This is a genomic window from Shewanella marisflavi (genome assembly GCF_023283925.1).
GTDB lineage: Bacteria > Pseudomonadota > Gammaproteobacteria > Enterobacterales > Shewanellaceae > Shewanella > Shewanella marisflavi.
This window is the reverse complement of the sequence record NZ_JAKIKX010000001.1, coordinates 25701-51796: the sequence shown is the minus strand read 5'-3', so window position 1 is coordinate 51796 and position 26096 is coordinate 25701. Positions and strand designations below refer to the sequence as shown.

The 26096-nt window shown below is 50.6% G+C and carries 17 protein-coding genes and 1 pseudogene; 9 read left to right on the top strand and 9 right to left on the bottom strand.

The window, feature by feature from the left end:
- The first annotated feature begins 137 nt into the window (after positions 1–137).
- Positions 138–971: a mechanosensitive ion channel family protein gene (locus tag L2712_RS00185; RefSeq protein WP_248976530.1), complete on the top strand. Its 834-nt coding sequence runs from the start codon at positions 138–140 to the stop codon at positions 969–971.
- Between the two features lie 21 nt (positions 972–992).
- Here L2712_RS00185 and L2712_RS00180 read toward each other — a convergent pair.
- Positions 993–1870 (bottom strand): annotated as a pseudogene (locus L2712_RS00180) (radical SAM protein).
- Positions 1871–2164: 294 nt separating this feature from the next.
- Between L2712_RS00180 and L2712_RS00175 the strand changes: the two are divergent.
- Positions 2165–2341 carry a hypothetical protein gene (locus tag L2712_RS00175; protein WP_232479466.1) on the top strand — a complete coding sequence of 59 codons (177 nt, stop codon included), beginning with the start codon at positions 2165–2167 and terminating at the stop codon, positions 2339–2341.
- A 96-nt stretch (positions 2342–2437) separates the two neighbouring features.
- Here L2712_RS00175 and L2712_RS00170 read toward each other — a convergent pair whose 3' ends face one another.
- On the bottom strand, positions 2438–2908 hold the full coding sequence (locus L2712_RS00170; protein WP_283104722.1) for a GNAT family N-acetyltransferase: 471 nt from the start codon (positions 2906–2908) through the stop codon (positions 2438–2440).
- Between the two features lie 484 nt (positions 2909–3392).
- Here L2712_RS00170 and L2712_RS00165 point away from each other — a divergent pair, with 484 nt between their 5' ends.
- Entirely contained in the window at positions 3393–4118 is a 726-nt protein-coding gene (locus L2712_RS00165) for a YebC/PmpR family DNA-binding transcriptional regulator (RefSeq protein WP_033539509.1), read from the top strand.
- A 336-nt stretch (positions 4119–4454) separates the two neighbouring features.
- The gene (locus L2712_RS00160) at positions 4455–5486 is read left to right on the top strand and encodes a DUF4382 domain-containing protein (RefSeq protein ID WP_248976528.1); all 1032 of its coding nucleotides are present in this window, start codon (positions 4455–4457) and stop codon (positions 5484–5486) included.
- Between the two features lie 70 nt (positions 5487–5556).
- On the opposite strand, the gene L2712_RS00155 is transcribed toward L2712_RS00160, so the two are convergent.
- Both L2712_RS00155 and zntR read right to left on the bottom strand, forming a co-directional pair.
- Positions 5557–6942 (bottom strand): SO_0444 family Cu/Zn efflux transporter, encoded by a 1386-nt coding sequence (locus L2712_RS00155; RefSeq protein ID WP_248976527.1) that lies wholly within the window; start codon positions 6940–6942, stop codon positions 5557–5559.
- 3 nt (positions 6943–6945) lie between these two features.
- Positions 6946–7422 carry a Zn(2+)-responsive transcriptional regulator gene (gene zntR, locus L2712_RS00150; RefSeq protein WP_033539530.1) on the bottom strand — a complete coding sequence of 159 codons (477 nt, stop codon included), beginning with the start codon at positions 7420–7422 and terminating at the stop codon, positions 6946–6948.
- Positions 7423–7722: 300 nt separating this feature from the next.
- Here zntR and purH point away from each other — a divergent pair, with 300 nt between their 5' ends.
- The 3 genes from purH to L2712_RS00135 all read left to right on the top strand — a co-directional run bounded on the left by purH (position 7723) and on the right by L2712_RS00135 (position 13948).
- Positions 7723–9312 carry a bifunctional phosphoribosylaminoimidazolecarboxamide formyltransferase/IMP cyclohydrolase gene (gene purH / locus L2712_RS00145; RefSeq protein WP_033539512.1) on the top strand — a complete coding sequence of 530 codons (1590 nt, stop codon included), beginning with the start codon at positions 7723–7725 and terminating at the stop codon, positions 9310–9312.
- 52 nt (positions 9313–9364) lie between these two features.
- Positions 9365–10657 carry a phosphoribosylamine--glycine ligase gene (gene purD, locus L2712_RS00140; RefSeq protein WP_248976526.1) on the top strand — a complete coding sequence of 431 codons (1293 nt, stop codon included), beginning with the start codon at positions 9365–9367 and terminating at the stop codon, positions 10655–10657.
- A gap of 288 nt (positions 10658–10945) precedes the next feature.
- Positions 10946–13948, top strand: coding sequence for a hypothetical protein (locus L2712_RS00135; protein WP_248976525.1), 3003 nt, complete (start codon positions 10946–10948; stop codon positions 13946–13948).
- Between the two features lie 130 nt (positions 13949–14078).
- On the opposite strand, the gene L2712_RS00130 is transcribed toward L2712_RS00135, so the two are convergent.
- From L2712_RS00130 to hemE, 3 genes are all read right to left on the bottom strand, one after another.
- The gene (locus tag L2712_RS00130; protein ID WP_248977049.1) at positions 14079–14885 is read right to left on the bottom strand and encodes an SDR family oxidoreductase; all 807 of its coding nucleotides are present in this window, start codon (positions 14883–14885) and stop codon (positions 14079–14081) included.
- A 78-nt stretch (positions 14886–14963) separates the two neighbouring features.
- On the bottom strand, positions 14964–17537 hold the full coding sequence (locus L2712_RS00125; protein ID WP_248976524.1) for a putative bifunctional diguanylate cyclase/phosphodiesterase: 2574 nt from the start codon (positions 17535–17537) through the stop codon (positions 14964–14966).
- Positions 17538–18159: 622 nt separating this feature from the next.
- Complete coding sequence (hemE, locus tag L2712_RS00120; protein WP_033539516.1) at positions 18160–19224, bottom strand: uroporphyrinogen decarboxylase; 1065 nt, start codon at positions 19222–19224, stop codon at positions 18160–18162.
- Between the two features lie 479 nt (positions 19225–19703).
- Here hemE and rsd point away from each other — a divergent pair, with 479 nt between their 5' ends.
- Positions 19704–20171: a sigma D regulator gene (gene rsd, locus L2712_RS00115; protein ID WP_181404193.1), complete on the top strand. Its 468-nt coding sequence runs from the start codon at positions 19704–19706 to the stop codon at positions 20169–20171.
- Between the two features lie 94 nt (positions 20172–20265).
- Here rsd and acnB read toward each other — a convergent pair whose 3' ends face one another.
- Positions 20266–22863, bottom strand: a complete 2598-nt coding sequence (acnB, locus tag L2712_RS00110) for a bifunctional aconitate hydratase 2/2-methylisocitrate dehydratase (protein WP_248976523.1) — start codon at positions 22861–22863, stop codon at positions 20266–20268.
- 409 nt (positions 22864–23272) lie between these two features.
- Between acnB and hxpB the strand changes: the two genes are divergently transcribed.
- Positions 23273–23932, top strand: a complete 660-nt coding sequence (gene hxpB / locus L2712_RS00105) for a hexitol phosphatase HxpB (RefSeq protein WP_248976522.1) — start codon at positions 23273–23275, stop codon at positions 23930–23932.
- A gap of 64 nt (positions 23933–23996) precedes the next feature.
- On the opposite strand, the gene L2712_RS00100 is transcribed toward hxpB, so the two are convergent.
- Entirely contained in the window at positions 23997–26051 is a 2055-nt protein-coding gene (locus tag L2712_RS00100; RefSeq protein WP_248976521.1) for a M13 family metallopeptidase, read from the bottom strand.
- Positions 26052–26096: the final 45 nt, after the last annotated feature.

The window sequence follows — 26096 nt, the reverse complement described above, 5'->3', positions numbered from 1 at the left end:
CGCAATAGCTTGATGCGCCTCACGCTAATTTTTGCCATGACACAAACTTGAGATATTTGTTATCAAGCCTTTGAAATTTAAGTAACATAGCCATAGTTAACGCAATCATCGTACACCAAGGTATTAGGAAGAGTGCTATGAATGAAAATGGTCTGGAGCAGGAGCTGGCGCAACTGCAGAATGTCTACACCCTGTTGACCGAATTTCTGGTGAAATACAGTTTTCAACTAGTCGGCGCCCTGCTTATCTTTATGCTGGGACTCTGGGTAGCCAACAAGGTCTCCAACCTAGTCGCTAGGCAGTTTGAAAAACATGAGATCGACATTACTCTGAGTAACTTCGTCTCTAATCTAGTGCGGATAATCATCATTATCATGGTCGGTATTATCGCGCTGGGTAAACTGGGGATCAGTATCACACCTATGGTGGCGGCCATTGGTGCCGCATCATTGGGCGCAGGCTTGGCGCTGCAAGGCATGCTGTCAAACTACGCCGCCGGCGTGACCATCATAGTGACCCGCCCCTTCGTCGTGGGCAACACCATAGAGATCCAAGGCGTTAGTGGTGTCGTCAAGAGTATTCACCTGGGGCTTACCTTGCTGACCAATGAAGAAGGCGAGGTGATTAGCATCCCCAATAAACATATTGTCGGCGAGATCTTGCACAACTCCTTTAGCGACAAGCTGGTCGAGATCCGCTTTAACATCAGCTACAGCAGCGATGCTAACCAAGTGCTCGCCATCGCCCAGCAGGTGCTTGATGCCAACAAAGAGGTAAACCAGGAGCGTCCGCCCCAGATAGGTATCAATGGTTTTAACAGCATAGGCTTAGAGATAGGCTTGCGTTATTGGGTACCCACCAACAGCTACTATCAGAATAAATATCAGGTCAATTTGGAGCTAATCAACGCGCTTCGCCAGGCGGGTATAGAGATCCCCTGCCCGGTACGCGAGATCCATATCGAGCGATAACTTCTTTCATTAGCAACGGGCTCATAGGCCGCGCTGCCACTCCTGACGCAGGGGCACCAGCCCCTGCATCGCCTGATCGACCTGGGCTAACAAGTTATGTTTATCACGACCAAGGATCCCCTTAAGCACTAAGTAATTAGAGGCGTGGTCCGAGCGAAAGATAGTCTTCTCCAGCTCAAGTTCACTCAGCAGCAGCTGCATCTCACTCAATAGTCCATGCTGATCCGGCAATCTGAAATCACCATCGAATCCGGCGTCCATACGCGCCTTACCCAGGGGTAGAGTGACCACCAGCGTCGATAGATAGTCGGGCTGTGCCTGGTTCATCAGGCGCGCCGAATTGAGCGCATGCTGCCGGGATAACTCCACCCCCCCAAGCCATTGAGTATCATCACGGAGGACTTCATGCCGGCAGCGCGTATACGCTGTAGCGCCAGCAAAGAGGAGTCAAAGGTTTCGCCCTTCTCGATGCGAGCCAGCACCTCATCATCGCCACTCTCACAACCCACGTACAAGAGGCTCAGCCCCAACTCTCTGAGCCGAGCCAGCTGCTCGTCCGTCTTATTGTTAAGATTGCGCGGCAGGCAATAACTACTAATTCGGGTCACCAGTGGCAGATGCTCACGAATCAACAAACAGATAGCCTCAAGCCGCTTAAAAGGCAGGCTCATGGCATCGCCATCAGCCAGAAATACCCGAGAAACCGGCACACCGCTTTGCGCCACCCGTTCAATATCCGCTGCAATATTATCCAGTTTTTGTGCACGAAATTGCTTCTGCGGCGCGGTATACATGTCACAGAAGTGACAGCGATTCCAGCTACACCCATTAGTCACTTGAAGAATGAGGGACTTCCACTCCGAAGGTGGTCTGAATAGGGGCTCAATATAATTAATCATTTTTACCTGTCTCAATTCATGGTGAATATGTGAGCACTTTCATAATTTTTAGTAGTCGTGTGCCAATCTCGACCGATAAATTGATCTCGTTCAATTTATGTTCAATCAGAGTCAGTAGAATGACTGACGTTAATCTCATTCAGATTAATCGTTTATAACTGTCTGACCTTAGTCAGCATAGAAAAATTATTGGCTACATCGGCCGACAAACGTGTAGATAATAACATGCAAATAGCACAACAACTGCAAGACAGGCGAGGGAACGTCCTGCATCATGATGAGCATTGGAGCTCAATGAGCGCGGAACAAAAGATGGCCCTTTATAGCCTGCATCGATATGGGTATCGGCTGTTGTTTGTTCGCCATTTGCCTTCGGGTCCACTGGCTATTATCGCCCAGCAAAACCAACTGTCGACCATAGACAGATATGGCGAAGTTGAGCATGAGCCTAAGATCCAACTCAGGGATTAGTCACCAACTAGGTGGCTGACAAGCCTTACGGCTTAATTACCCGAACATAAAGGAGCACTCAGTGTGCTCCTTTATTTGTCCCCGCGACACCGTAAGTCAATCCTTTAGCAACATATCCAGATGGGGAATCCCATCCTCAAGATAAACCTCTGAGACAGACCTAAAGCCCAAGTCTTGATAAAACTGGCGTAAATGCTCCTGGGCACCGATTTGAATTCCTCGCCCCGGCCAGGCTTGCTTGGCAATGGCGATCGCCTGCTGCATTAAAAGCTTGGCCACGCCACCACCACGGGCAGACTCGGCAACGATCACCCGGCCGATGCTGGCCTGAGGATAACTTACCCCAGGCGCTAATACTCTTGCGTAGGCAATAATTTGCCCCTCTGCATCCAAGCCTAACAGGTGGCGCGTCTCGGGCAAGGTGTCCTTGCCATCCAGCTCGGGATAGGCACAAGCCTGCTCAACCACAAACACATCGACCCGCAATCTCAACAGCTCATACAGACACTCAAGCGTCAACTCGGCAAACGCCACATTCTCCCACCGCACACGGTTCCCCTTATCCATTAAACGGGTGCCCCAAATCAGATTCCACTGCAACCCAACTATAGCCTTCGTCTAACTCACATAGATTGGCTGCTATCTCAGCCATATTTAATACTTGCACTACCAACCAAGGCGGCTAATGATGACTTAACGGCTATCTACCCTAACCTCAAAGCACTGCAGGCTCAATAGATTGACAAACAACTGAACCTTCAAAGAAGCCATCGTCAACCCCTTTGTATTATGTCGCAGACAACTATCAACCAGAGCTTACCCCATAGCACCTAGCAGGCTCGTCAATGCGCGTCTTTGTCGAATATATCTATCAGTTCGCGCTCGAACAAAGCTCGCTTAAGTCTTAGTGATACCTGATTTCATCACTTAGCCCCCAGGTTAAGCGTTTTAATCACCACAGTTTTGACAAAATCCTTGGGGGAGTATGCAAAATCGTCGACAAAGCTGCTAATATTGGGCCAATTTTTTTAGCTTACTGAGATAGATCAAGATGGGAAGAGCATACCAAAACCGCAAAGAATCTATGGCCAAAACGGCTGGACAGAAAACTAGACTTTACTCTCGTTACGGCAAAGAACTCTATGTTTGCGCTAAAAATGGTGGTTTTGATCCAGACGGTAACCTAGCGCTACGTCAAATGATCGCTAAGGCTAAAAAAGATCAAGTGCCTGCCCATGTTATCGAACGAGCAATCGAAAAAGCTCGCGGCGGCGGTGGTGAAGACTATGAGACGGCTCGTTATGAAGGTTTTGGTCCTGGTGGCGCTATGGTCATCGTCGACTGCTTAACTGATAACGGTAAACGTACTTTTACCGAAGTCCGTCAGGCATTCGTTAAGAACGATGCCAAACTAGGTAGCCCGGGAACCGTGGGTCACATGTTCGATCACCAAGCTGTATTTGCCTTTAAAGGTGACGATGAAGAAGCAGTGTTGGAAGCCCTGATGATGGCCGACGTGGATATCGCCGACATCGAAGTAGAAGATGGCATCATTAGCGTGTTTGCACCGCACACAGAGTTCAACAAGGCAAAGACAGCCCTTAACGACGCCTTCCCTGACACTGAATTGGAAGTAGAAGAGATTGCCTTCGTGCCACAGACCATGACAGAACTCACCGACCCAGAAGTGATCGCCCAGTTCGAAAAATTCCAAGCTGCACTGGAAGATTGTGACGACGTACAAAACGTCTACCACAACGCCGACATCAAGGCATAAACATCACCTCTCTCGCCTGTCACTCTGGCCTGAACAATAAAAAGCGATTCGTTTCACGTAAATAACGAATCGCTTTTTTTTCACCAATCAACCCGTAATTTTTTTGACCATAGTCAAAGGCTTGGCGCTTATAGTAAGTACTTACCACCCTATCAATTAAACTTTATTCATAGTGCACCTTTAAAAGCCATTTTCGGTGGACTTGAGCCTGTATTCGCCTATCCTTATAGCTAGACCTACAAAAACAATCCAAATCAATCGCACGTGATTTGCCGCTCCTGTTCGGGAGGGCTTGTCACGTGTAATTGATCAACCAACATGATGAACAGGTAACCTATGAAGTATTCAAAATCGATTATCGCCATCGCACTCACCAGCCTACTTGCCGCCTGTGGTGGTAGTGATGATACTCCTGAAACACCAAAAACAGGCGTCTTTAGCCTAGGTGTCTCAGACAACCCTGCCGATGCTAAAGTAGTGAATATTGCCTTCAAGCAGGTGGTATTAAAAGGTGCAGGTGAACCTATCTCATTCGACGTCTCAGAAGATGGTGAATTAAAGCATGTTGACCTACTCACAGTACAAGGCCAAGAGATAGAAACTCTGGTTGCCGGCCAAACCATCCCGGTCGGTGAATACCAGATGTGTATCTACATGCAGAATAGCGAAGTCGCCGACACTAACAGCTCTTATGTCAAAACTATGGATGACATGGACGCTGGCTTGGTCACCAACAGCAACGGTAGCTGTGGCGGCGTCGGTGCTGAGGAAGAAGGCACAGGTCGTCTCTTCTTCAACAAGAGCTTCACCATTGCCGCTGGCGTTAATGACTTTGTTGCCGAATTCAACCTATCTAAAGGTCTTCAAGCACCACATGGCAACAAAGACTACTGGACGCTTAAGCCAACGGCTGTACAGCTAGTGAACAACGCCGAAGTAGGTGCCATCAATGGCCAAATTAGTAGTGATGTAATGGATGCATGTGAAGTGGCTGCCGGTGGTTCCGAGTTCAGCCCAGCCGTCTACCTTTACCCAACGGCTACCGCACTTGAAAACATGGTAGATTTCCGCCCAGATGCCGACGTTGTTGAGTTACAAGTGGCACCTATTGCCTCTGCACGGGTTAATCCAATTACCGATGATGCTGAAAATGTTACCGGTTACGAGTATGAATTTGGCTTCGTTGCCGCCAGTACCTACAGCCTTGGCTATACCTGTGTGGCACAAAATGACGATCCTGAATCAGTTAACACGCCTGAAGATGTCGAAGCACCTTTCTTCCTTCACATTGATGAGCAAGATGTCGTTGTGACTGAAGGCACTACGACAGAACGTCACTTCCCAATGGATTTTGTTCCAGCGACCTAAGTGACATCCTTGTCATAAACATAAAAAAGGCACTCTATTGAGTGCCTTTTCTATTCGTTAAACCATCACATTAAGAGCAGCAGTCTCGACGCCACCAGTTCTTGGGTAACTTGGCAAGCAATACCCTCAGCATCAAGATGGCCAAGATGATCCCCGAACCATTAACTATCACTGACGGCAAGAGGTTGTGCTCTTCTCCAATTTGAGGCATCACCACAAAACCGAAGGTCTCCACCAGATAGTTAACGATAACACCTGAGATAAGGGCAACACCCAACACGCCGCCGAGATAACCATAGAGGGCGCGCTTACCCAGTTCCTTGGTCACTACACCTAAGGTAGCGATATTCGTCGCAGGGCCCGCCAACATAAACACCAGTACGGCGCCTGGTGATACACCTGCCAGCAGCAGCCCGGCCGCAATAGGCGTAGAGGCGGTAGCGCAGATATACATGGGCACAGAGACCAGCACCATTACCAGCATGGCTAAGATGCCGTCACCCCATTTAGCCATGAAATCCCCTGGCACATAGGTCTGCACCAATGCGGCAAAGAAAAGACCAATCAACAACCAAACGGTAGTATCACGCACTAGGTCGGTGGCGGCATAATGCAAACCTTTGCCCATCCGTGCCAGCACTGAAGTACCCTTGAGCTCAGTGGCCACATCTTTGGTCGATTCACAACAGCTCTCACTTTGGCTATTACTCTGATTAGTCGTATCAGTAGTAGAACTACATGAGCTTATCGGCTCGGGCTTTGCCTTGCTCCCACAGCATGACCCACTCGCGGACTGAGTGGCTGCCGCTGGCTTAATCAAAGCTTCTGGCTTAGCCATAGCACCTGAGCTCGTTGGGCGCATCATCATGGGTGAGGCATCCGCCTTCATTCGCACTGGCGCATTTGACTTGTCGCCACAGCAGCTCGATGACACTTGCTTCTCCAGCGGCTTTTCGACTGGCTTGCTACTGCTGCAACAGCTAGTGCTTGCCTTGGAGCCTTTATCGCTCGCAGCTTGGTTAGAGCGGGCAGACTCAGCCGTATCGCTCACTTTCACCTCGTCGTCATCACGGCCCACCAGCAAACCGGCAACGATAGCGCTGCTCACTGCCGCTATAGGCCTAACAATTGCCATGAAGGGGCCAAGCAGCACATAGGAAACACTGACCGAATCGATACCAGTCTCAGGGGTTGAGACCAAAAATGAGGTGGTGGCCGCCTTGGAAGCCCCCGAACGGCGCAGACCCACTGCAGCGGGGATCACGCCGCAGGAACAGAGCGGTAAGGGTGCGCCCAACACGGCCGCCTTAATGGTCGTCTTCATCCCGTGGCCCCCCAGCTGCTTCTGCATCCATGCCATAGGCACAAACATCTTCAGCATGCCGGCAAGCACTAGACCCAACAGCAGCCAGGGCGCGGAATCGAGAAAGAGGTCGATAAAATTAGATAACAACATAGGTTAACCCTTTAGCTTACAACTGGTTTTATATTCGGTTTCGCTGTGATCATGACTGTGGTTTTCACACTTCACTTCGACGTTTGATTCTAGCGCCTCAAGTATTGAGCAATGTTCGGCGCTCTCAGGACCACCGCAGCAGGCATCGGAAAGGCGTTGCAGGGAGACGCGAAAATGATTCAGCTCGGCGATTTTCTCCTCTACATTGGCCAACTTTATATCCACCATCCCCTTCACATCCGCACAGGCCCAATTGGACTTGTCCAGATCGATAGATAACAGCTCAGTGATCTCCGACAAGGTAAAGCCCACTGCCTTGGCGCGCAGGATAAAACGCAAGCGCTCAGCGTCATGTTCGGTATAGAGTCGATAACCCGAGTCGCTACGCATCGACGGCGATAACAGGCCATGTTTCTCGTAGAAACGTAGGGTGTCGGCCTTCACCTCACACTGCTTGGCTAACTCTCCAATACGATACATCTCGCCTCCGGCTAAGCATTTCATCAAAGTCATATTGCTAGTATAAACCTTAGAGTTAAATCTAAGGTCAAGGGTTATTGTGCAGGAATTTTTTCAGGCTGGCTTGTTCGCCATGGCGTATTGTGAAATCGCACAGAAAAAAACAGCATGGCACACAGTTTTACGTTAAAATACGCGCGCCGCGATGGGCAGTAAAAATATTTGAGGGGCTTTTGGAAAGCAATACGCCCGGGTTAGTTGGCACTAACTGTTCTGCTTTCCGAAAGATCCTTAAAATAACCACTGGACCCTGTACCTAAAATGAATAATGCCAGACCTATTCGTCGCGCGCTGTTAAGCGTTTCAGATAAAACCGGAATCTTAGAGTTTGCTAAGGCCCTGCACGCTCAAGGTGTTGAACTGCTCTCTACCGGCGGCACCGCTCGCCTGTTGGCAGACAACGGCGTGCCTGTCATTGAAGTCTCTGACTACACAGGTCACCCTGAGATCATGGACGGCCGCGTCAAAACCCTGCACCCTAAAGTGCATGGCGGTATCCTTGGCCGTCGTGGTATCGATGAGCTAGTGATGGAACAGAATGCCATTAAGCCTATCGATCTGGTTGCCGTTAACCTCTATCCCTTTGCCGAGACTGTGGCCAAAGAAGGCTGCACCCTGGCCGATGCCGTAGAAAACATCGACATTGGCGGCCCTACCATGGTGCGCTCTACTGCAAAGAACCACAAAGACACCACCATTATCGTTAACGCCAAAGACTATGATCGCGTTATCAAAGAGATGCAGGCTAACCAGGGCAGCACGACGCTGGAGACTCGTTTCGATCTAGCCATCGCCGCCTTCGAGCACACTGCCGCCTATGACGGCATGATCGCCAACTATTTCGGCACCATGGTACCAGCCCACAGTGAAGATGAGTGCCATCAGGACTCTAAGTTCCCACGCACCTACAACACCCAGTTAGTGAAGAAGCAAGATCTGCGTTACGGCGAAAACAGCCACCAGAGTGCCGCCTTCTATGTGGATCTAAACATAGATGAGGCCTCGGTCGCTAGTGCGACTCAGCTGCAGGGTAAGGCGCTGTCTTACAACAACATCGCCGATACCGATGCGGCGCTGGAATGTGTTAAAGAGTTCAGCGAACCAGCTTGTGTCATCGTGAAGCACGCCAACCCTTGTGGTGTCGCTATCGGTAACGACCTGTTAGAAGCCTACAACCGCGCCTATCAAACCGACCCGACTTCGGCTTTCGGCGGCATTATCGCCTTTAACGGTGAACTCGATGCCGAGACAGCTAGCGCTATCGTCGAGCGTCAGTTCGTCGAGGTGATTATCGCGCCAGTCGTTAGCCAGGCGGCCCGCGACGTAGTTGCAGCCAAAGCCAATGTGCGTCTGCTTGAATGTGGTCAGTGGACTACTAAGACCCAAAGCCTAGACTACAAGCGTGTTAATGGCGGTCTGCTGCTTCAAGACCGTGACCAAGGCATGGTTGAGATGAGCGATATCAAGGTTGTCACTAAGCGTCAGCCGACCGAAGCCGAGATGAAAGATCTCATGTTCTGCTGGAAGGTGGCTAAGTTCGTTAAGTCTAACGCCATCGTTTACGCCAAAGACAGCATGACAATTGGTGTGGGCGCAGGCCAGATGAGCCGCGTCTACAGCGCCAAGGTCGCAGGTATCAAGGCTGCCGATGAAAACCTGGAAGTTGTGGGTTCAGTCATGGCATCCGATGCCTTCTTCCCCTTCCGCGATGGTATCGATGCGGCCGCAGCCGCAGGGATCAGCTGCATCATCCAGCCGGGTGGTTCGATTCGTGATGAAGAGATCATCGCAGCTGCCGACGAACATGGCATGGCCATGGTCTTCACCGGCATGCGTCACTTCCGTCATTAATTTGCATCTCGCGCCTGGGCCACAAGCCCGGGCGCCGTTTTAAGGATACAGCATGAACGTATTAGTAATTGGTAGCGGTGGACGCGAACACGCACTGGCGTGGAAGGCGGCCAAATCACCACTGGTAGAGAAAGTCTTCGTGGCGCCTGGCAATGCCGGCACAGCGTTAGAGCCTAAGCTGGAAAACGTCGAAATTGCCGTCGAAGCCATCTCTGAACTGGTAGCCTTTGCTAAAGAGCAAGCCATTGAGCTGACCATAGTAGGCCCTGAAGTGCCTCTCTCTCTCGGCGTGGTCGATGCTTTTAACGAGGCTAAGCTGCCTATCTTTGGTCCAACCCAAGGCGCGGCGCAGTTAGAGTCTTCTAAGGCCTTCACCAAAGACTTCCTGGCCCGTCACAACATTCCCACTGCGGCATACTCGAACTTCACAGAGATCGAGCCCGCCAAGGCTTATGTAGCTGAAGTGACTGCCAACACTGGCTTTCCTATCGTTATCAAGGCCGACGGCCTGGCGGCAGGTAAAGGGGTGATCATCGCCCAGGATCAAGCAGAAGCCGATGCAGCTATCGAAGATATGTTAGCTGGCAACAAGTTTGGCGAGGCGGGTTCCCGCGTGGTGATCGAAGAGTTCCTCAAGGGCGAAGAAGCCAGTTTCATCGTCATGGTCGACGGTAACAATATCCTGGCCATGGCCAGCAGCCAAGACCATAAAGCCAGAGACAATGGCGACAACGGCCCGAACACCGGCGGCATGGGCGCCTACTCTCCGGCGCCAGTGGTCACTCAAGCGGTGCACGACTGGACCATAGACAATGTTATCCGTCCTACCGTGGATGGCATGGCAGCAGAAGGCAATGTTTACACAGGTTTCCTCTATGCAGGCCTGATGATTGCGCCAGATGGCAGTGCCAAGGTGTTGGAATACAACTGCCGCTTCGGCGACCCAGAAACCCAACCTATCATGATGCGCCTAAAGTCTGATCTGGTTGAGCTTTGCCTGGCCGCTACCCGTGGCGAATTGGACAAGGTCACCGCCGAGTTCGACAGCCGCGCGGCAGTGGGTGTGGTATTGGCAGCAGGCGGTTATCCAGATGCCTACCGCAAGCACGATGTGATCGATGGCTTAAGCCTGGGCGATGATGACGCCAAGGTATTCCACGCTGGCACCAGCATGAAGGACGGTCATGTGGTCACTAACGGTGGTCGCGTACTTTGTGCAACGGCACTGGGTGAGAACGTGACTCAGGCGCAGAAACGCGCCTATCAGCTGGTGAACGAGATCCATTGGGACGACGTCTATTTCCGTACCGATATTGCCTATCGCGCAATCGCCCGGGAGAGTTAATACCCACAAAGGGTTATTCATGAATAGTTGAGACTTAGATCACGCTCACTTTTCATGCAATAAAATCGCATAAAAGCACCTGTACTCCTTAAGGGTATCAGGTGCTTTTTTATACGACTCAATAAGTTAACTGCTAAATTTTAATCATGCATTAAAAATAGCCTGAATATATTATTTTTATACAATAAAGAACACAATATTAGCATAATTCAATATTTTTCCATCGCATTGCAGCAGATTATTCACATCTGTATACTCGCCGCCTCTGTTTTTTAAGCTGGAGGCTTAATGAGATACTTACCCCTGTTATTCACCCTTATACTTACCGCTTGTGGCGGAGGCGACTCGGACAGTCCTGCACCGCAAGCCGAAAAGCAAGCACATCCAGGCATTCAAGTTCAGGAACTAGTGCAAACCTATGCACCTGATCAGCACCTCAGCCCAGCCATCACCGGCAAGTTAGGCAGTATCAGCTATCAATTAGTCAGCGGTGCCCCTGCCGATGTGGTCAAGATATCTGCCGATAAACAGTCGCTGACGATCCTCAATGCTGGCACCACAGAACTGATCGCAACCGACAGCGGCAACAGCCAGACAAAATCCGTCAACCAAGGTTTTAGCATCACCATCAATAAGGCTCCCCGTTCACCGCTATTGACCAATGATATCAGCCAAGGCTATGTGGATGGCGCCGTGTTGGCCCCCAGTATTAGCGGCGTTAAAGGCAATCTCAGCCTGGCGCTGGCCGCCGGTCAACCTGCCAATGTGGTGTCTATCGATGACCAGGGGAATATCAGGGTTGTCGGCAGTGGCAGCGTAACGCTACTTGCCAAAGATGATGGTGGGCGTAACTTCCTAGCCGATTCACGCGAATTTCAAATCAGTATCTCGCCAGCCGAGACTACCTATGCCAGCTTTCAAGATATCGCCAACAAGCCACTGATCTTTGGAGCTAAACTACTGCCCGTCTATACTGGTACGCCCACCACTGAAACTCTCTACCAACTGGCGTCAGGCGCTAACACTCAGGTAGTACAGGTCCACCCCACCACTGGGGCAATGAACATTCTTGGTGCCGGTGAAACTGAGGTTGAGGTGCGACAAGTTGCGCCATTAAACCATGCTCAGGTGCCTACGCAACGATTTAAGGTACAGATAGATAAGGCGAAAAACCTCGCCTTTAAAGTCAGTGACATCAACACACGCTTCGTCGCCGACAAGAACGAAACCTTCGAGGTCACTGGTGCCCAAGGCAAGCTACACTTTGCCATCAAGGCGGGCTCGGCCGAGGATATCATTGAGATCACCGATGCTGAACAGGGAGAATATCGCTTCAAAGGTGTGGGTGAAACCCTGGTGGAAGTGACAGATGCAGGTAACAGCAACTACCTGAGCTCGAGCCGCGCTGTTAAGGTCAAGGTCGAGGCCGGGGTGGCCAGTTCACTGCAAGCGCTCGACATAGACACTCAATACCAAGCGAATCAAACCTTAATGCCACAAATCGTCGGCGCCAAGGGCAAGCTAAGTTACCGCTTGGCCGCCACCAGCGCCACCGATGTTATTACGCTGGATGTTAACAACGGGCAGATGCAGGTCCTCAAACCCGGCCTGGTCGAAGTGATAGTCCGGGACGATGGCGGCGAACTATGGACACCACAAGAACAGCAGTACAGTGTCAAGATAGACAAACAAGACAACACCTTGTTTGCGGTAGAAAATAGCCGTATCGACTACGCTGCTAACACACTATTTGTTCCTCAAGCCAACCACAATCAGGGCGAAGTCAGTTACCAGATAGAAAATGACGGTGACGGCGTATTCAGTCAGGATGCCGACAGCAAGGCGATCACCATCATTGGCGCCGGCCGAGGCTGGATAACGGCGACAGACAAAGGTAACGATTTCTATCATCCGGCCAGCAGCCGCTTCTTCGTCGACGTAGCCCCTCTCAACGGAAGTCTGGCTATTTCTTCGGTGCGAACCCAGTATGCGCCGGGTAAGACGATCGATATTCCACTTTCGGGCGCTATTGGCAGCCTGAGTCTTAGCCTGGAAAGTGGTCAAAGCGATGTGGTCAGCGTCAACCTGGCTACACTTACCCTGACGGTACAAAACGCAGGTAACGTGACCTATACAGTGACAGATAGCGGCGATGCTGGTCATCTGCCTCAGAAAGCTCAACTGAATGTGGTGATCGACAAGGGCGTCGAAAACCCCGAGCTGAAACTGGCAAGCCAACTACTGAGCACAAATTACGGCCAGGGAGCTAGTCTCACCCCACCAGCGGTAACGGGACGTGGTATCGATAGCCAGCTCACTTACTACGCCGATCTTGCCTCGCGCAAGGTGATTGATCTAAATACTAACACTGGTACCATGACCATAGAGTCTGCAGGTATGGCCAAAGTGACGCTGATAGAGCAAAGCCGCAACTATGAACGTACTACGCGCGACTTTAACGTCAGCATCGCCAAAGCTAAGCACCCTGGTCTCAGCTTGAATGAGATCAGCCAGTCAGTCGTCTACTACCCTGATCGTAAGGTATTACCACCAGAGTTTACCAACGCCTTTGGTAACCTATCCTATGCCTTCACCCTACAGGTATCCCCAGAATATGCCGAGCTCACCCCTGACGGCGAGCTCACGCTGCATACTTATCCGCGCTCACGTGAAAACGACTACTTCAGCATCACTGTCACCGACGACGGCGGCGACAACTACCTGAGCACTAGTCTGAACTATGAGGTATTCCTTAAAGATATTGAGCCCGGCCTTGGCGAAGAGGCCAGCCTGAGCTTCGATGGTAGCGACCTTCAACTGGTCTCACCGGCAGAGGTTGCCGCCGGCGACGCTTCCTACTTTACCGCTATCGGCGGGCGCAGCGATGCGGTGAGCAAAGATGGCGACGATGAACTCGAGGGTGGCTACACCAATATGGTAACGCAGGTGTGTATCGATCCCAGCGATTACAAGAGCTGCACACTGATCACCCTCAGGCTACAAAAAACCAGTCTGTGTGAAGATGGCAGTCGGGTAGCCTACCCACTGGCATCGAATAGCATCTACACATGTCCGGGCATGAGCCAACCGGTCAGTTCAGAGGTCACTGTCAGCCTAAATCCGGAAGATCCTTACAACGCCTGGTTCGTCAATCCGGGACGTTTCCAGACAGCTAAGCCTATCGTAATCACTCACTTCGCCAAACCATACCGCAGTGGTGGTGTGGTCGAGGCCGGTGACATTCAGGCCAGAGCCTGGTGGCTGATCAACCTGGATATCACCAAGGAATAAACAAGGTCGCGCGACCTTATTACAGAAAAAAGCCCAGTTCATGCTGGGCTTTTTATTGCACTTTTTACTTGGCTTTCGCTTAGTGTTTTAGCAACGCTCTTTATAGCGATCAAACTCAGCTAACTTGAACCTAATGCCCTGAGGCGATCGCTTTGCGGGCAATCTTATCGATCCAACCGGGAGCGATAATCTTAAACCAACGCCCTAATCGACCTCGTGTTGATGTGATAAGCAGGCGTTTACGTCCGGCAATCGCAGGCAGCATCATCTGCGCGCACTGCTCGGCGGTGATGATTTTGGCTTCCTGCATAGGACTCTTACCCAGCGGCTTTCCCTGACCGTCCAGGGCGCGTTTATGGATCTCAGACACCACGAAATCGGGGCAGATATGAGTAACGGCCACGTCATCTTCCACCAGCTCGATGCGAAGAGAATCAAAAAAGCCCATGACCGCATGTTTAGAGGCGCTATAACCGCTACGGGTGGGCACACCTGTTAATCCTGCCACCGAGGCAACCACCACTATCTGACCACGACTCGCTTTAAGATGAGGTAAGGCATAGTGAGTCAACACGGCAGGCGCTAGGTAGTTGACCTGCATGACCCGCTCTAAAATCGAAAGATCTTCGAGCTCATCGAAACGGGACCACATAGTCATGCCAGCATTGTTCACTAGAATATCCAGTCGACCGAAATGCGCCACACAGGTATCGATAAGGGATTGGCAGGCGCTGGCATCTGTGACATCTGCGGGAACGATAAGCGGGGGGACGCTAGCAGTCGATGCCAGCTCTCGCTGCAAAGAATGCAGTCGTCCCTGGCTGCGGGCGGTCAATACTAACCGACACCCCAGAGGGGCCATCGCCTTAGCTAATGCCCGGCCTATGCCCTCTGAGGCCCCTGTGATGATAACGACTTTATCGGCTAAACTCTGCATCATAAACTTGGTCAATAAGTAGTTGGATACCCCACAAATTCACATAGTTTGCTGCCGATCACAAGTCCAAATTTTCACCTAAGCCAATAATCTATGCACATTGTCTGACACCGGGCTGAGGTAACTCTCCAGACTTTTCGGTCTGCCGATGGCGTAGCCTTGCGCGTAATTGATGCCGATAGATCGAAGGCGATCTATGATCTCCTGGTTCTCCACAAACTCGGCGACAGTCTCGATCCCCATCACCTGACAGACGTCATGGATCGATTTGACGATGGCATAATCCTTAGCATTGCTGGCAAGCGACTTGATAAAGCAGCCGTCAATTTTGACATAGTTGACCGGTAGCTCTCTTAAGTAGCCATAAGACGCAAAGCCAGTGCCGAAGTCATCCAGCGCGAAAGAGAACCCCTGCTTCTTCAACTGATTGAGCATCTCCATCGCTCGATTGCGATTTTGAATCGCGCTCGTCTCGGTGATCTCAAAACAGATACAGTGACTGGGAATCGCGAAACGTTCCAATTGAGCAATGATATATTCAACCATGCCTTCGGCTCCCAGGCTGTTAGCCGACAGGTTGATAGACAAACAGTGATCCGCCCAAAGCTCTTCGTGAAGAGAGAGCCAAAGGAAGGTCTTGCGGATCACCTCTTTGTCGACGTCTGTCATTAACTTAAAGCGCTCCGCCGCGGCAATAAACTGCGCTGGTGCCAAGATGCGACCGCAAGGCTCCTGGATCCTCAATAGGACTTCCATGCGCTGCTTGCCCTGTTCGCTAAGCGCCTTAATCGGTTGATAGTAAAGCAGCAGCTCATTATGCTCTATCGCCTGAGCAATACGCACAGCCCACTTAGGCGCGTTACGCTGATAGGTGAGCTCCTTGTCCTTATCATCATAAAAATGCACCTGATTACTGCCCTTACGTTTGGCGGCGATACAGGCAATATCGGCATCTTTAAGCAGTTCTAATGGATTGATATAGGGCGCTCTAGCCATGGCCACACCAGCGCTGATCCCCACATGGTAATGACAACCGTGATGCTCCATCACCTGCTTACCCACGGAGTCGATGATCTGCTTAACCTGCTGCGCCAAGGGCACCACCCCCAGATCTTTAAGGGCCAAGCCAAATTCATCGCCCCCGAGACGTGCCAACAAGCCATTATCATCGAGACTCGCCTGTATCGCCTTAGCGACCATCTCAAGCATGGAATCACCGGCGTTATGACCACAGGAGTCGTTGATCAGCTTAAACTGCTCCAGATCCAAGTAGCAGATGGCTAATGTCTGCGCATCTTCGGCAAACCCCTTTAAACGCTCCTCGAAGGCGCAGCGATTCAATAAGCCAGTCACATTATCGAAGTTGGCCCTACGCCTGAGCTGATGCTTTAACAACTCCTCCTGAGTGATATCTCTTAGCACGATAACCGTGCCAATGCTCTTACTGTTGAGCCCTCTAAGGTTGCTGATGCTACGCTCCATCAATCGTGGCTCATGACTGTTAAACTTCACCTTACTCAGCATTGGCGTCGCGGTCCCGCTGGCCATGAAAGCAAATAAGGATTCATTTAACTGACTTTCACTGCGAAATACCTTGTCCAGACTCATCCCCACCGCCGCTTCCGCCTTTATCCTAAGCAGGCGCTCGGCCTGAGGATTTAAGTAGATCACCTTAGCCCAGCTGTCGGTGAGAATAACGGCTTCGGCGATAGCTTCGAGGGTGATCTTAGAGCGCTCTTTTTGCTGAAATATGCGCGCAAGCAGGCTATTGATCTGTTCTGAGATCACCATAAATTCAGAGGCCCCAGAGCTGCGGACCGGTTGATAAGTCTTAGCCGTTGGGTCCACCTTGGCGAGCTGCTTTAACAACTGCTTTAACGGGTCGACCACCCCATGGCGCAGCCAGAGATAGCCCAGCAGCAAGAGCAGCAAGCTGATAGCAGCGACAAGGTAGATAAATGTCATCGGCGCACTAGAGACCTTACTTAGCGGCTCAGCCCACTCTATATCGAGCAGCAAGGTTTGGTCAGCTAGCAGGTTAGGCACCTCAAGCGTCTCCCTTAGGGAGTCCTCTTGGGTAAGCGGCATCGCCTCAGTGGTTGCCAACCTCAATCGCACGGAAGCTGCATAAGGTTGATAGTGCTCCAACAAGACGTTATCGACTCGCCTCACCGTCAGCAACTGGCGCTCAAATGAGAGGGGGATAACATTGACCAGATAGCCTAACTGACCTTTAAGTAGGAAACCTGTCTTGATGCCTGATAGCTCCCTGATTTCGGACAAGAAGGCATTAAGCTCTAATTCTTGAACCTCTCGGCTATTTCTGTCAAAAGACGTTAGGCGCTCCCCCTGCAGGGTATAGAAATTGACCTGACTCGATTGCGCCATAGCCTGCCAGTTAGCCGACAACGTTTGTTGCTGATCTGAGGGCAACAAGGCCATAGGCACACCATAAATTTGCGCCAACATTTCGAATTGATGCAAATCTTCCTCAAGATGCAGAGCAATATTGTGCAGAGTCCGGCGCCCCTCCTCCTGTTGAATATCGGCGAGGCGCATGTCAAACCACACACTTAAGCTATAGGCGATGGCCAATATGGCAGGCAGGCAAAAGCCCACCACAAAAACCACTATTTTCTTACTAATGCGCATCGTAAATCAGAGCCATCCTGTAGGGTCGCTTTAGTGCGGTGATCAGGTCGGCGAGAAAAATACCCTATTTGGCCTAGGGATTAAACTACCGAGCATCCGGCCGTTGCAAAACTAGCCAATAGCCTGCCTGCGACAATCGGCCCCTGCATTGACTTAGCGCAGGAATTGGCAATTGAGGCGTAACTGTCGAAACAAATTGAGAGCCAGTTCACCACTTATAAGGCGATGAACTATTTTTGTAATAATTTATAGAAACTTAAGTGCTCTCTACAGACGATAGAGCCATATCGAGATAAGAAGACAAATAGATTGAGATTGAAAGAGAAATAGCGCTGAGCGGCCGATTTAATTTGCCGCGGCAGGGGATAGAAGATCAACTGGCCGCCAAGAGACGAAACAGGACAATCTTAAGCACCAACATACTGATCAATATATTTTTATAAAGCCCACTTATCTTTGCTTATTGAATTTAAATTAGCCAAGCCTACATCCCATGACATCTTAGGTATTTTTTTACGTGTAGGGGGCTGATGAGGGCTAGCACCTTTCAGACAAAAAAATAGCCAGCCGGGTTAACCAGGCTGGCCATCTCACTATTGGTATCGATTACTTGCGATATCGATTACTTGTGGTATTGCGCTGACAGTTCGTGAACTGACTTAATAAAGGCGCCCGCATGCTCTGGATCCACATGCTGGTGAATACCATGACCCAAGTTAAATACATGGCCTGAACCTTCACCATAACCCGCAAGGATCTGACGCACCTCTTCGTGGATGCGCTCAGGAGAAGCATAAAGCATCGATGGGTCCATGTTACCTTGAAGGGCAACCTTGTGGCCTACACGACGACGTGCATCGGCAATGTCTACAGTCCAGTCAAGACCCAGTGCATCACAACCGGTTTCGGCCATGGCTTCTAACCAGAGTCCGCCACCCTTAGTAAATAGGGTCACAGGCACTTGACGGCCATCGGCATGACGAGTCAGGCCATCAACAATCTTCTGCATGTAACGCAAAGAGAACTCACGGTAGGCAGTATGCGACAGGGCGCCGCCCCATGAATCGAAAATCATCAGCGACTGAGCACCGTTAGCCACCTGAGCATTTAGATACAGAGTCACAGAATCGGCCAACTTGTCTAATAGCATGTGCAGCGCAGCTGGCTCGGCATAAGCCATCTTCTTGATCTTTTCGAAGGTCTTGCTTGAACCACCCTCGACCATATAAGTCGCCAGGGTCCAAGGCGAACCGGAGAAACCGATCAGCGGCACTTCGCCTTTCAGCTCGCGGCGAATAGTGCTAACGGCGTTCATCACGTAACCCAGCTCATCTTCTGGATCCGGCACAGCCAGCTTCTTGATGGCGTCTATGGTATCGGTTGGACGCTCGAAACGTGGACCTTCACCAGTTTCGAAATAGAGACCCAGTCCCATCGCATCCGGTACGGTCAAAATATCAGAGAATAAGATCGCAGCATCGAGATCGTAACGACGAAGCGGTTGCAACGTCACCTCACAAGCCAACTCAGCGTTACGGCACAGTGACATGAAGTCACCAGCTTGTGCACGAGTCGCTTTATATTCAGGAAGGTAACGACCTGCTTGACGCATCATCCACACAGGAGTCACATCAACAGGCTGTTTCAGTAAGGCACGTAAATAACGATCATTTTTTAATTCTGCCATAAGGCTCTATTCCTACGCTTATTGATTTTCGCTGGGACAGTAGTTTAGCATTTACGCGAGTAAAGTAACCTCCATCAACACATTTATGTGACAAACGCCGCTTGATTATTTTTTTGCCTCGACTTCCCATCACAGGGGCACTGACTCACGACAATGATTAGTCGCTCTACACCGCATTTCATTCGAAAAAAGTTGCACCGTCTCCTCGCCTTTGATATAAAAAGTCTGCGCTAGCAAGAACAATCAAGAAGCTCGTCGCATCGAGCCCGCAAAAACTTTACTCGCCCAGCGATAGATTTCTATCGCTGGGCATTTTATTTCTACTCCCTCTATTTACTCCCGACCTAACCATTTTGTATACAAAACAATCAGATTCGACCAGCTGAAAGATCGCCGAGATTGACTAAAAAATGGTTGATCAAAGCAGTGGTTGTCACCTACATTAGAAGTCACAGAAGAAGAATTCGATGGGGACCATCATGCTTAAGCAATTAGAACGGGCCGAACAGAAATGGGGAGGCGCCAACAAGCTGATTGATCAATGGCTCAACCACCGTCGTAAGCTACTGATTAACTACTGCCAAATCGCAGGATTGCCCCCCTATGAGGCAATGGACAAATCACTCCCCGCCTTCAACTCAGTTAAAGAGTTTTGTGACCTACTGGTAGACTATGTCTCCGAAGGCCATTTCGAAGTCTATGACCGCGTGATGACCGCCTGTGAGAAAAATGGCGAATCGAGCCATTCACTGGCACAGACCATAGTACCTAAGATCAGCGAAACCACAGATCTCGCGCTGGACTTCAATGACAAATACACCAGCGCCAGCGACGACAAGATCCTCTACCAGCTGGATAAAGATCTCTCCTCTTTAGGTGATGCCATGGAAACCCGCTTCCAGCTAGAAGATCAGCTCCTAGAAGCCTTGCACGCCAAATACTCCTAATAGAGAGCAAACCGCTGACTTTGTTTAAGTCACAGGTAAACCCCAATAAAAAAGGCCAGCTATTTAGCTGGCCTTTTTGCGCAATCTAACTAAGTTACACGGCAGACTGGAAGATCACTTCGCCCGCTTTTTGAGTGTAAGAGTCGATCTGGTCGAAGTTCAGGTAGCGGTATGTATCGGCTGCTGTCGCATCGATCTCTTTCGCGTACTCTTGATACTCTTCAACACTTGGCAGACGACCCAGCAGCGCAGCAACGGCGGCTAGCTCGGCAGAGGCCAGATAAACATTTGCACCTGTACCCAAACGGTTCGGGAAGTTACGAGTAGAAGTCGAAACCACTGTCGCACCCTCGGCAACACGAGCCTGGTTACCCATACACAGAGAACAACCTGGGATCTCGATACGCGCACCGACACGACCGAAGATGGCGTAGTAACCCTCTTCTGTCAGCTGATCACGGTCCATCTTAGTTGGCGGAGCGATCCACAGACGGGTAGGCAGAGTCGTAGCAAACTTGTCCAGCATCTTACCGGTTGCACGGAAGTGGCCGATGTTAGTCATACAAGAACCCACGAATACTTCGTCGATCTTAGTATCTTTCACGCTTGACAGCAGTACGGCATCATCTGGATCGTTTGGCGCACACAGGATAGGCTCTTTGATCTCGTTCAGATCGATCTCGATCACTTCGGCGTATTCTGCATCAGAATCGGCTTCCATCAGCTCAGGGTTCGCCAACCACTCTTCCATCGCAGTGATACGACGCTCAATGGTACGACGGTCACCGTAACCTTCGGCGATCATCCACTTCAACATCACTATGTTAGAGTTGAGGTATTCGATGATAGGCTCTTTGTCCAGCTTGATGGTACAACCGGCAGCACTACGCTCGGCCGAGGCATCAGACAGTTCGAACGCCTGCTCAACCTTCAGCTTCTCAAGACCTTCGATCTCCAGGATACGACCAGAGAAGGCGTTGATCTTGCCCTTCTTCTCAACGGTCAGCAGACCCATCTCGATCGCCTTGTGCGGAATCGCATGTACCAGGTCACGTAGCGTGATACCAGGCTGCATCTCACCCTTGAAACGAACCAATACAGACTCAGGCATATCCAGTGGCATAACACCGGTCGCCGCGGCGAAAGCCACCAGACCAGAACCCGCAGGGAAAGAGATACCGATTGGGAAACGAGTATGAGAGTCACCACCAGTACCTACGGTATCAGGCAGCAGCATACGGTTTAACCAAGAGTGGATAACACCGTCACCTGGACGCAGCGATACACCGCCACGGTTCATGATGAAGTCAGGCAGGGTGTGGTGAGTGTTCACGTCCACAGGCTTAGGATAAGCTGCGGTGTGACAGAATGACTGCATGGTCAAATCGGCACTGAAGCCAAGACATGCCAAGTCTTTCAACTCATCACGCGTCATAGGACCTGTAGTGTCTTGTGAACCTACAGAGGTCATCTTAGGCTCACAGTATTGGCCAGGACGCACACCGGCAACGCCGCATGCCTTACCTACCATCTTCTGCGCCAGGGTGTAACCCTTACCAGAGTCGGCCACATCTTGTGGACGTACAAATACTTCAGATGCAGGTAAGCCTAATGTTTCACGCGCACGGTCAGTTAAGCCACGACCGATGATCAATGGAATACGGCCACCGGCACGAACTTCATCTAACAATACTTCAGTTTTCAGTTTGAATTCTGAAATAACTTCATCAGTACCGTGAAGCTTAACGACGCCTTCGTATGGGTAGATGTCAATCACATCGCCCATGTTCATCTTGCTCACGTCTAGCTCGATTGGCAGGGCACCGGCATCTTCCATGGTGTTGAAGAAGATAGGTGCGATCTTGCCACCCAGACAGAAACCACCAGCGCGCTTGTTAGGCACATTTGGGATATCGTCGCCCATAAACCAAAGTACTGAGTTGGTAGCAGACTTACGTGAAGAACCTGTACCTACAACGTCGCCCACATAAACCAGTGGATGACCCTTCTCTTTCAGAGTTTCGATCTCTTTGATTGGACCTTTCACGCCCGCTTCGTCTGGCACTATGCCATCACGCGCGTTTTTCAGCATGGCTAAGGCATGCAGTGGAATATCTGGACGTGACCAGGCATCGGGTGCCGGTGACAGATCGTCGGTGTTGGTTTCACCAGTCACCTTAAATACTGTAAGAGTCACTTTTTCAGCCAGCTTAGGACGGTTCAGGAACCACTCGGCGTTGGCCCAAGACTCAACCACTTGCTTAGCGAAAGCGTTACCCGCTTTCATCTTCTCAACCACATCGTGGTAAGCATCAAACATCAGCAAGGTGTTTGACAGCGCCTTGGCTGCCAAAGGCGCTTGAGCTTCATTGTCTAGCTGACCAATTAGAGGTTCGATGTTGTAACCGCCCTGCATGGTACCCAGTAGCTCAACGGCGCGGGCTGAAGATAGGATAGGAGAGGTTACCTCACCTTTGGCAACCGCATCGAGGAAGCCCGCTTTTACATAGGCAGCTTCGTCAACACCTGGTGGAATTCTGTTTTCGAGCAGGTCAAGGATAAACTCCTCTTCACCCGCAGGCGGATTCTTTACTAATTCGACTAATTCGGCCACTTGATGGGCATCTAGTGGCTTAGGGACTACGCCCTCTGCAGCACGTTCTGCGACGTGTTTACGATATGCTTCTAGCACGGCAACATTCCTCTTTGTTTGGCGTTCTAACAGCGAAACTGCACGTCTTCAATTCTGAAGCTCACAGTCAAGCAGGCTCAACCCGTATTTCCGGCCGCATTATACTACAGCTTTGCAAAAGTATGAATCAGATCACACTCTTAGAAGTGAGAAATTACCGGGATTTCCTAGGGCGCAGTGCAAATTATCCTAGCCATAAAACAAATGAAATTAGACAATAGTTTGAATCAACAGCTAAACACCTAATATTAAAGACTTTATAAAACAAAGATTAATTTATTCTAAACGAGAAAAGCCTGAAGTTTGCTCAAGATATTAAGGCAAAAAACTTTGCCTTTAGACTCGTATTTAACCGAAGAATACGCATAATATTCCACTTTCCCCGCCTAAAAGAGCAGGACTCTTCATCATGAGCCAATTGAATTTATCGGCTGTCATCTTCGATATGGATGGCGTCCTTATCGATTCGGAACCGAGCTGGCAAGCCGCCGAATACCATGTATTTCGCCAATTGGGCCTGCCCATCAGCCTTATCGATACCCAGCAAACCACAGGCCTACGCATCGATCAGGTAGTGGCCTTCTGGTATCAACGTCATCCCTGGGCGGATTACGATAATCAAGCGACTTCTGAAGCCATAGTGCAACGGGTCGCCGAGGAGATATTACGCAACGGCCTGCCTATGCCCGGCGTAGCTGCTGCTCTTGAAGCATGTCAGCGCAGCGGCCTTAAAATAGGCTTGGCAACTTCCTCGCCCCAGCAACTGATCGATGCCGTCATGCAAAAATTAGCCATTGCAGATAAGTTCGATGCCATAGAGAGCGCCGAGTCTCTGGCGCTGGGTAAGCCCCACCCTGAGGTTTATCTCAATTGCGCCAAGGCGTTAGGAGTGCCACCACAAGAATGTTTAGCGATAGAAGACTCCTTCAACGGCCTAATCGCCGCCAGAGCCGCTAATATGCATACTGTGGTGATCCCTGCGCCCCATGAGGCGAGCCAATCCAGATGGGCCGCCGCTCACCAGCAACTCAAAAGTCTCGATGAGCTGGCCGACTTCCTGATGTGTTAAATCTGTCGAGTTCAAATACCAAAAAGCCCATCCTAGGATGGGCTTTTTTACATTTATCTATGAGTTACCAGATCTTCACACGATCTTCTTCGCTCAGGTACATCTTGTCGCCCGCCTTAACATCGAATGCCTCGTAGAAGGCCGGTATGTTACGGGGCGTACCCATGGCGCGGAAATGACTTGGTGAATGCGAATCGGTCAGCAGACGACGACCCAGCTCTTCATCGCGATAGTTACGACGCCATACCTGAGACCAACCGATAAACAGACGCTGCTCACCGGTCAGGCCGTCGATCACTGGCGCCTCTTTACCGTTGAGGCTCAGCAGGTAAGAGCGCGCTGCCACGGTTAGGCCACCCAGATCACCAATGTTTTCACCCAAGGTGAGGTCGCCATTCACAAACTTACCAGGCAAGGCTTCGTAACCAGAATACTGGGCGCTCAGCTTAGCGCCGCGCTTGTTAAACTCTTCTCTGTCTTTGTCTGACCACCAATCTCTCAAGTTGCCATCGCCGTCATACTTGGCCCCTTGGTCGTCGAAACCATGGCTGATCTCATGACCGATCACGGCGCCGATACCGCCATAGTTGATCGCATCGTCGGCATCCATGTTAAAGAATGGCGGTTGCAGAATCGCAGCGGGGAAAACGATCTCGTTCATCACAGGGCTGTAGTAGGCATTGACCGTCTGTGGCGTCATGTGCCACTCTGTGCGATCGATTGGCTGACCTAGCTTATCCAGCATGCTCTTATACTCGAAGTGCGCGTAACGCAGGTAGTTACCCACCAGGTCATCCGCCTTGATGCTAAGATCTGTGTAATCTTTCCACTTGTCTGGATAACCTATCTTGTAGTTGAACTTAGACAGCTTCTCTTGGGCCGCCACCTTAGTTTCGGGCGTCATCCACTCGAGCTCATTGATGCTCACCTCGAAACCCTTGATCAGGTTTTGGATCATCTTCTCCATACGCGCCTTGGCTTCTGGCTTAAAGTGACGCTTAACGTACTCTTTACCCACCAGCTCACCAATCACCTGATCGGCCGCATCTACCGCCTTCTTCCAGCGTGGCTTCTGCTCTTCGATGCCCATCAAAGTCTTGCCATGGAAGGCAAAGTGTAGGTCAACCAACTCTTTATTCAGCAACTCGGCATAGCTGTCGACCAGATGGAACATCAGGTAATCTTGCCACTGTTCCACGCTAAATTGATTAAACTGCTTGCCAAATTTCTCGAAGAAAGAGGGCTGGCGAACAATCACTTCGGTGACCTTGTTCATGTCGGCGCCGTTGGCAAACTGTGAATAATCGAAGTTGCTCACAGTCTGTTGCAAGCCATCGATATCCATCTTGTTGTAGCTCTTATTGGCGTCACGTGACTCGGTACGAGTCCACTGACTCTCTGCCAGGAAATGCTCGATCTCGGCGACATTTTTCGCCGCACGTTTGGCATGAGAATAGCCTGCCTTTTCTAGCAATTCGGCGATATAACTTTGCAGCGCAGCGCGATTGGCAACAAACTTGGCGTCGTCCTTCAGGTAGTAATCGCGATCCGGCAGAGTTAAGCCAGACTGGTAGAAATAGACACCATACTGGGTCGACTTCTTGGCATCGTTGTTAACGTAGAAGCCAAGAGGCATCTGCACACCAGAGACCAAGAGTTTACCCATTTGGTTGGCAACATCTTGATGATTCTTAAGACCTTGAATCTCAGCCATCGGCACCTTAATTGGCGTTACGCCTAGCTGCTCAGCCAGATCGGTGTTCATGTAGCTGGCGTAAAAATCACCCACTTTCTGTTCACTCGAGCCTTCTGCCTTGTTTGGCATGGCGGCGACTTCGTCGATGATCTCTTTTAACGCATTTTGGCTCTGCTCATACAAAACCGAGAAAGCGCCGTAATTAGATTTGTCAGCCGGGATAGGCGTGGTTGCCAGCCAATGACCGTTAACACTGTAGTAGAAGTCGTCCTGATGACGCACTTGAGGGTCGAAATTCTCTTTCTCTACACCCGACACCTTGGCCGTTTGCACACTCTCTACTTTACTGGCATCCTGGCTGCTGCAGGCACCCAGGCCCAAGCCTAGTGCCACGGCTAATGCCAAATGACTGACTCTTTTCATCTCGAAATCCCCGGTTTTTTTTTACGCTTTATTGTTAATCTTCTG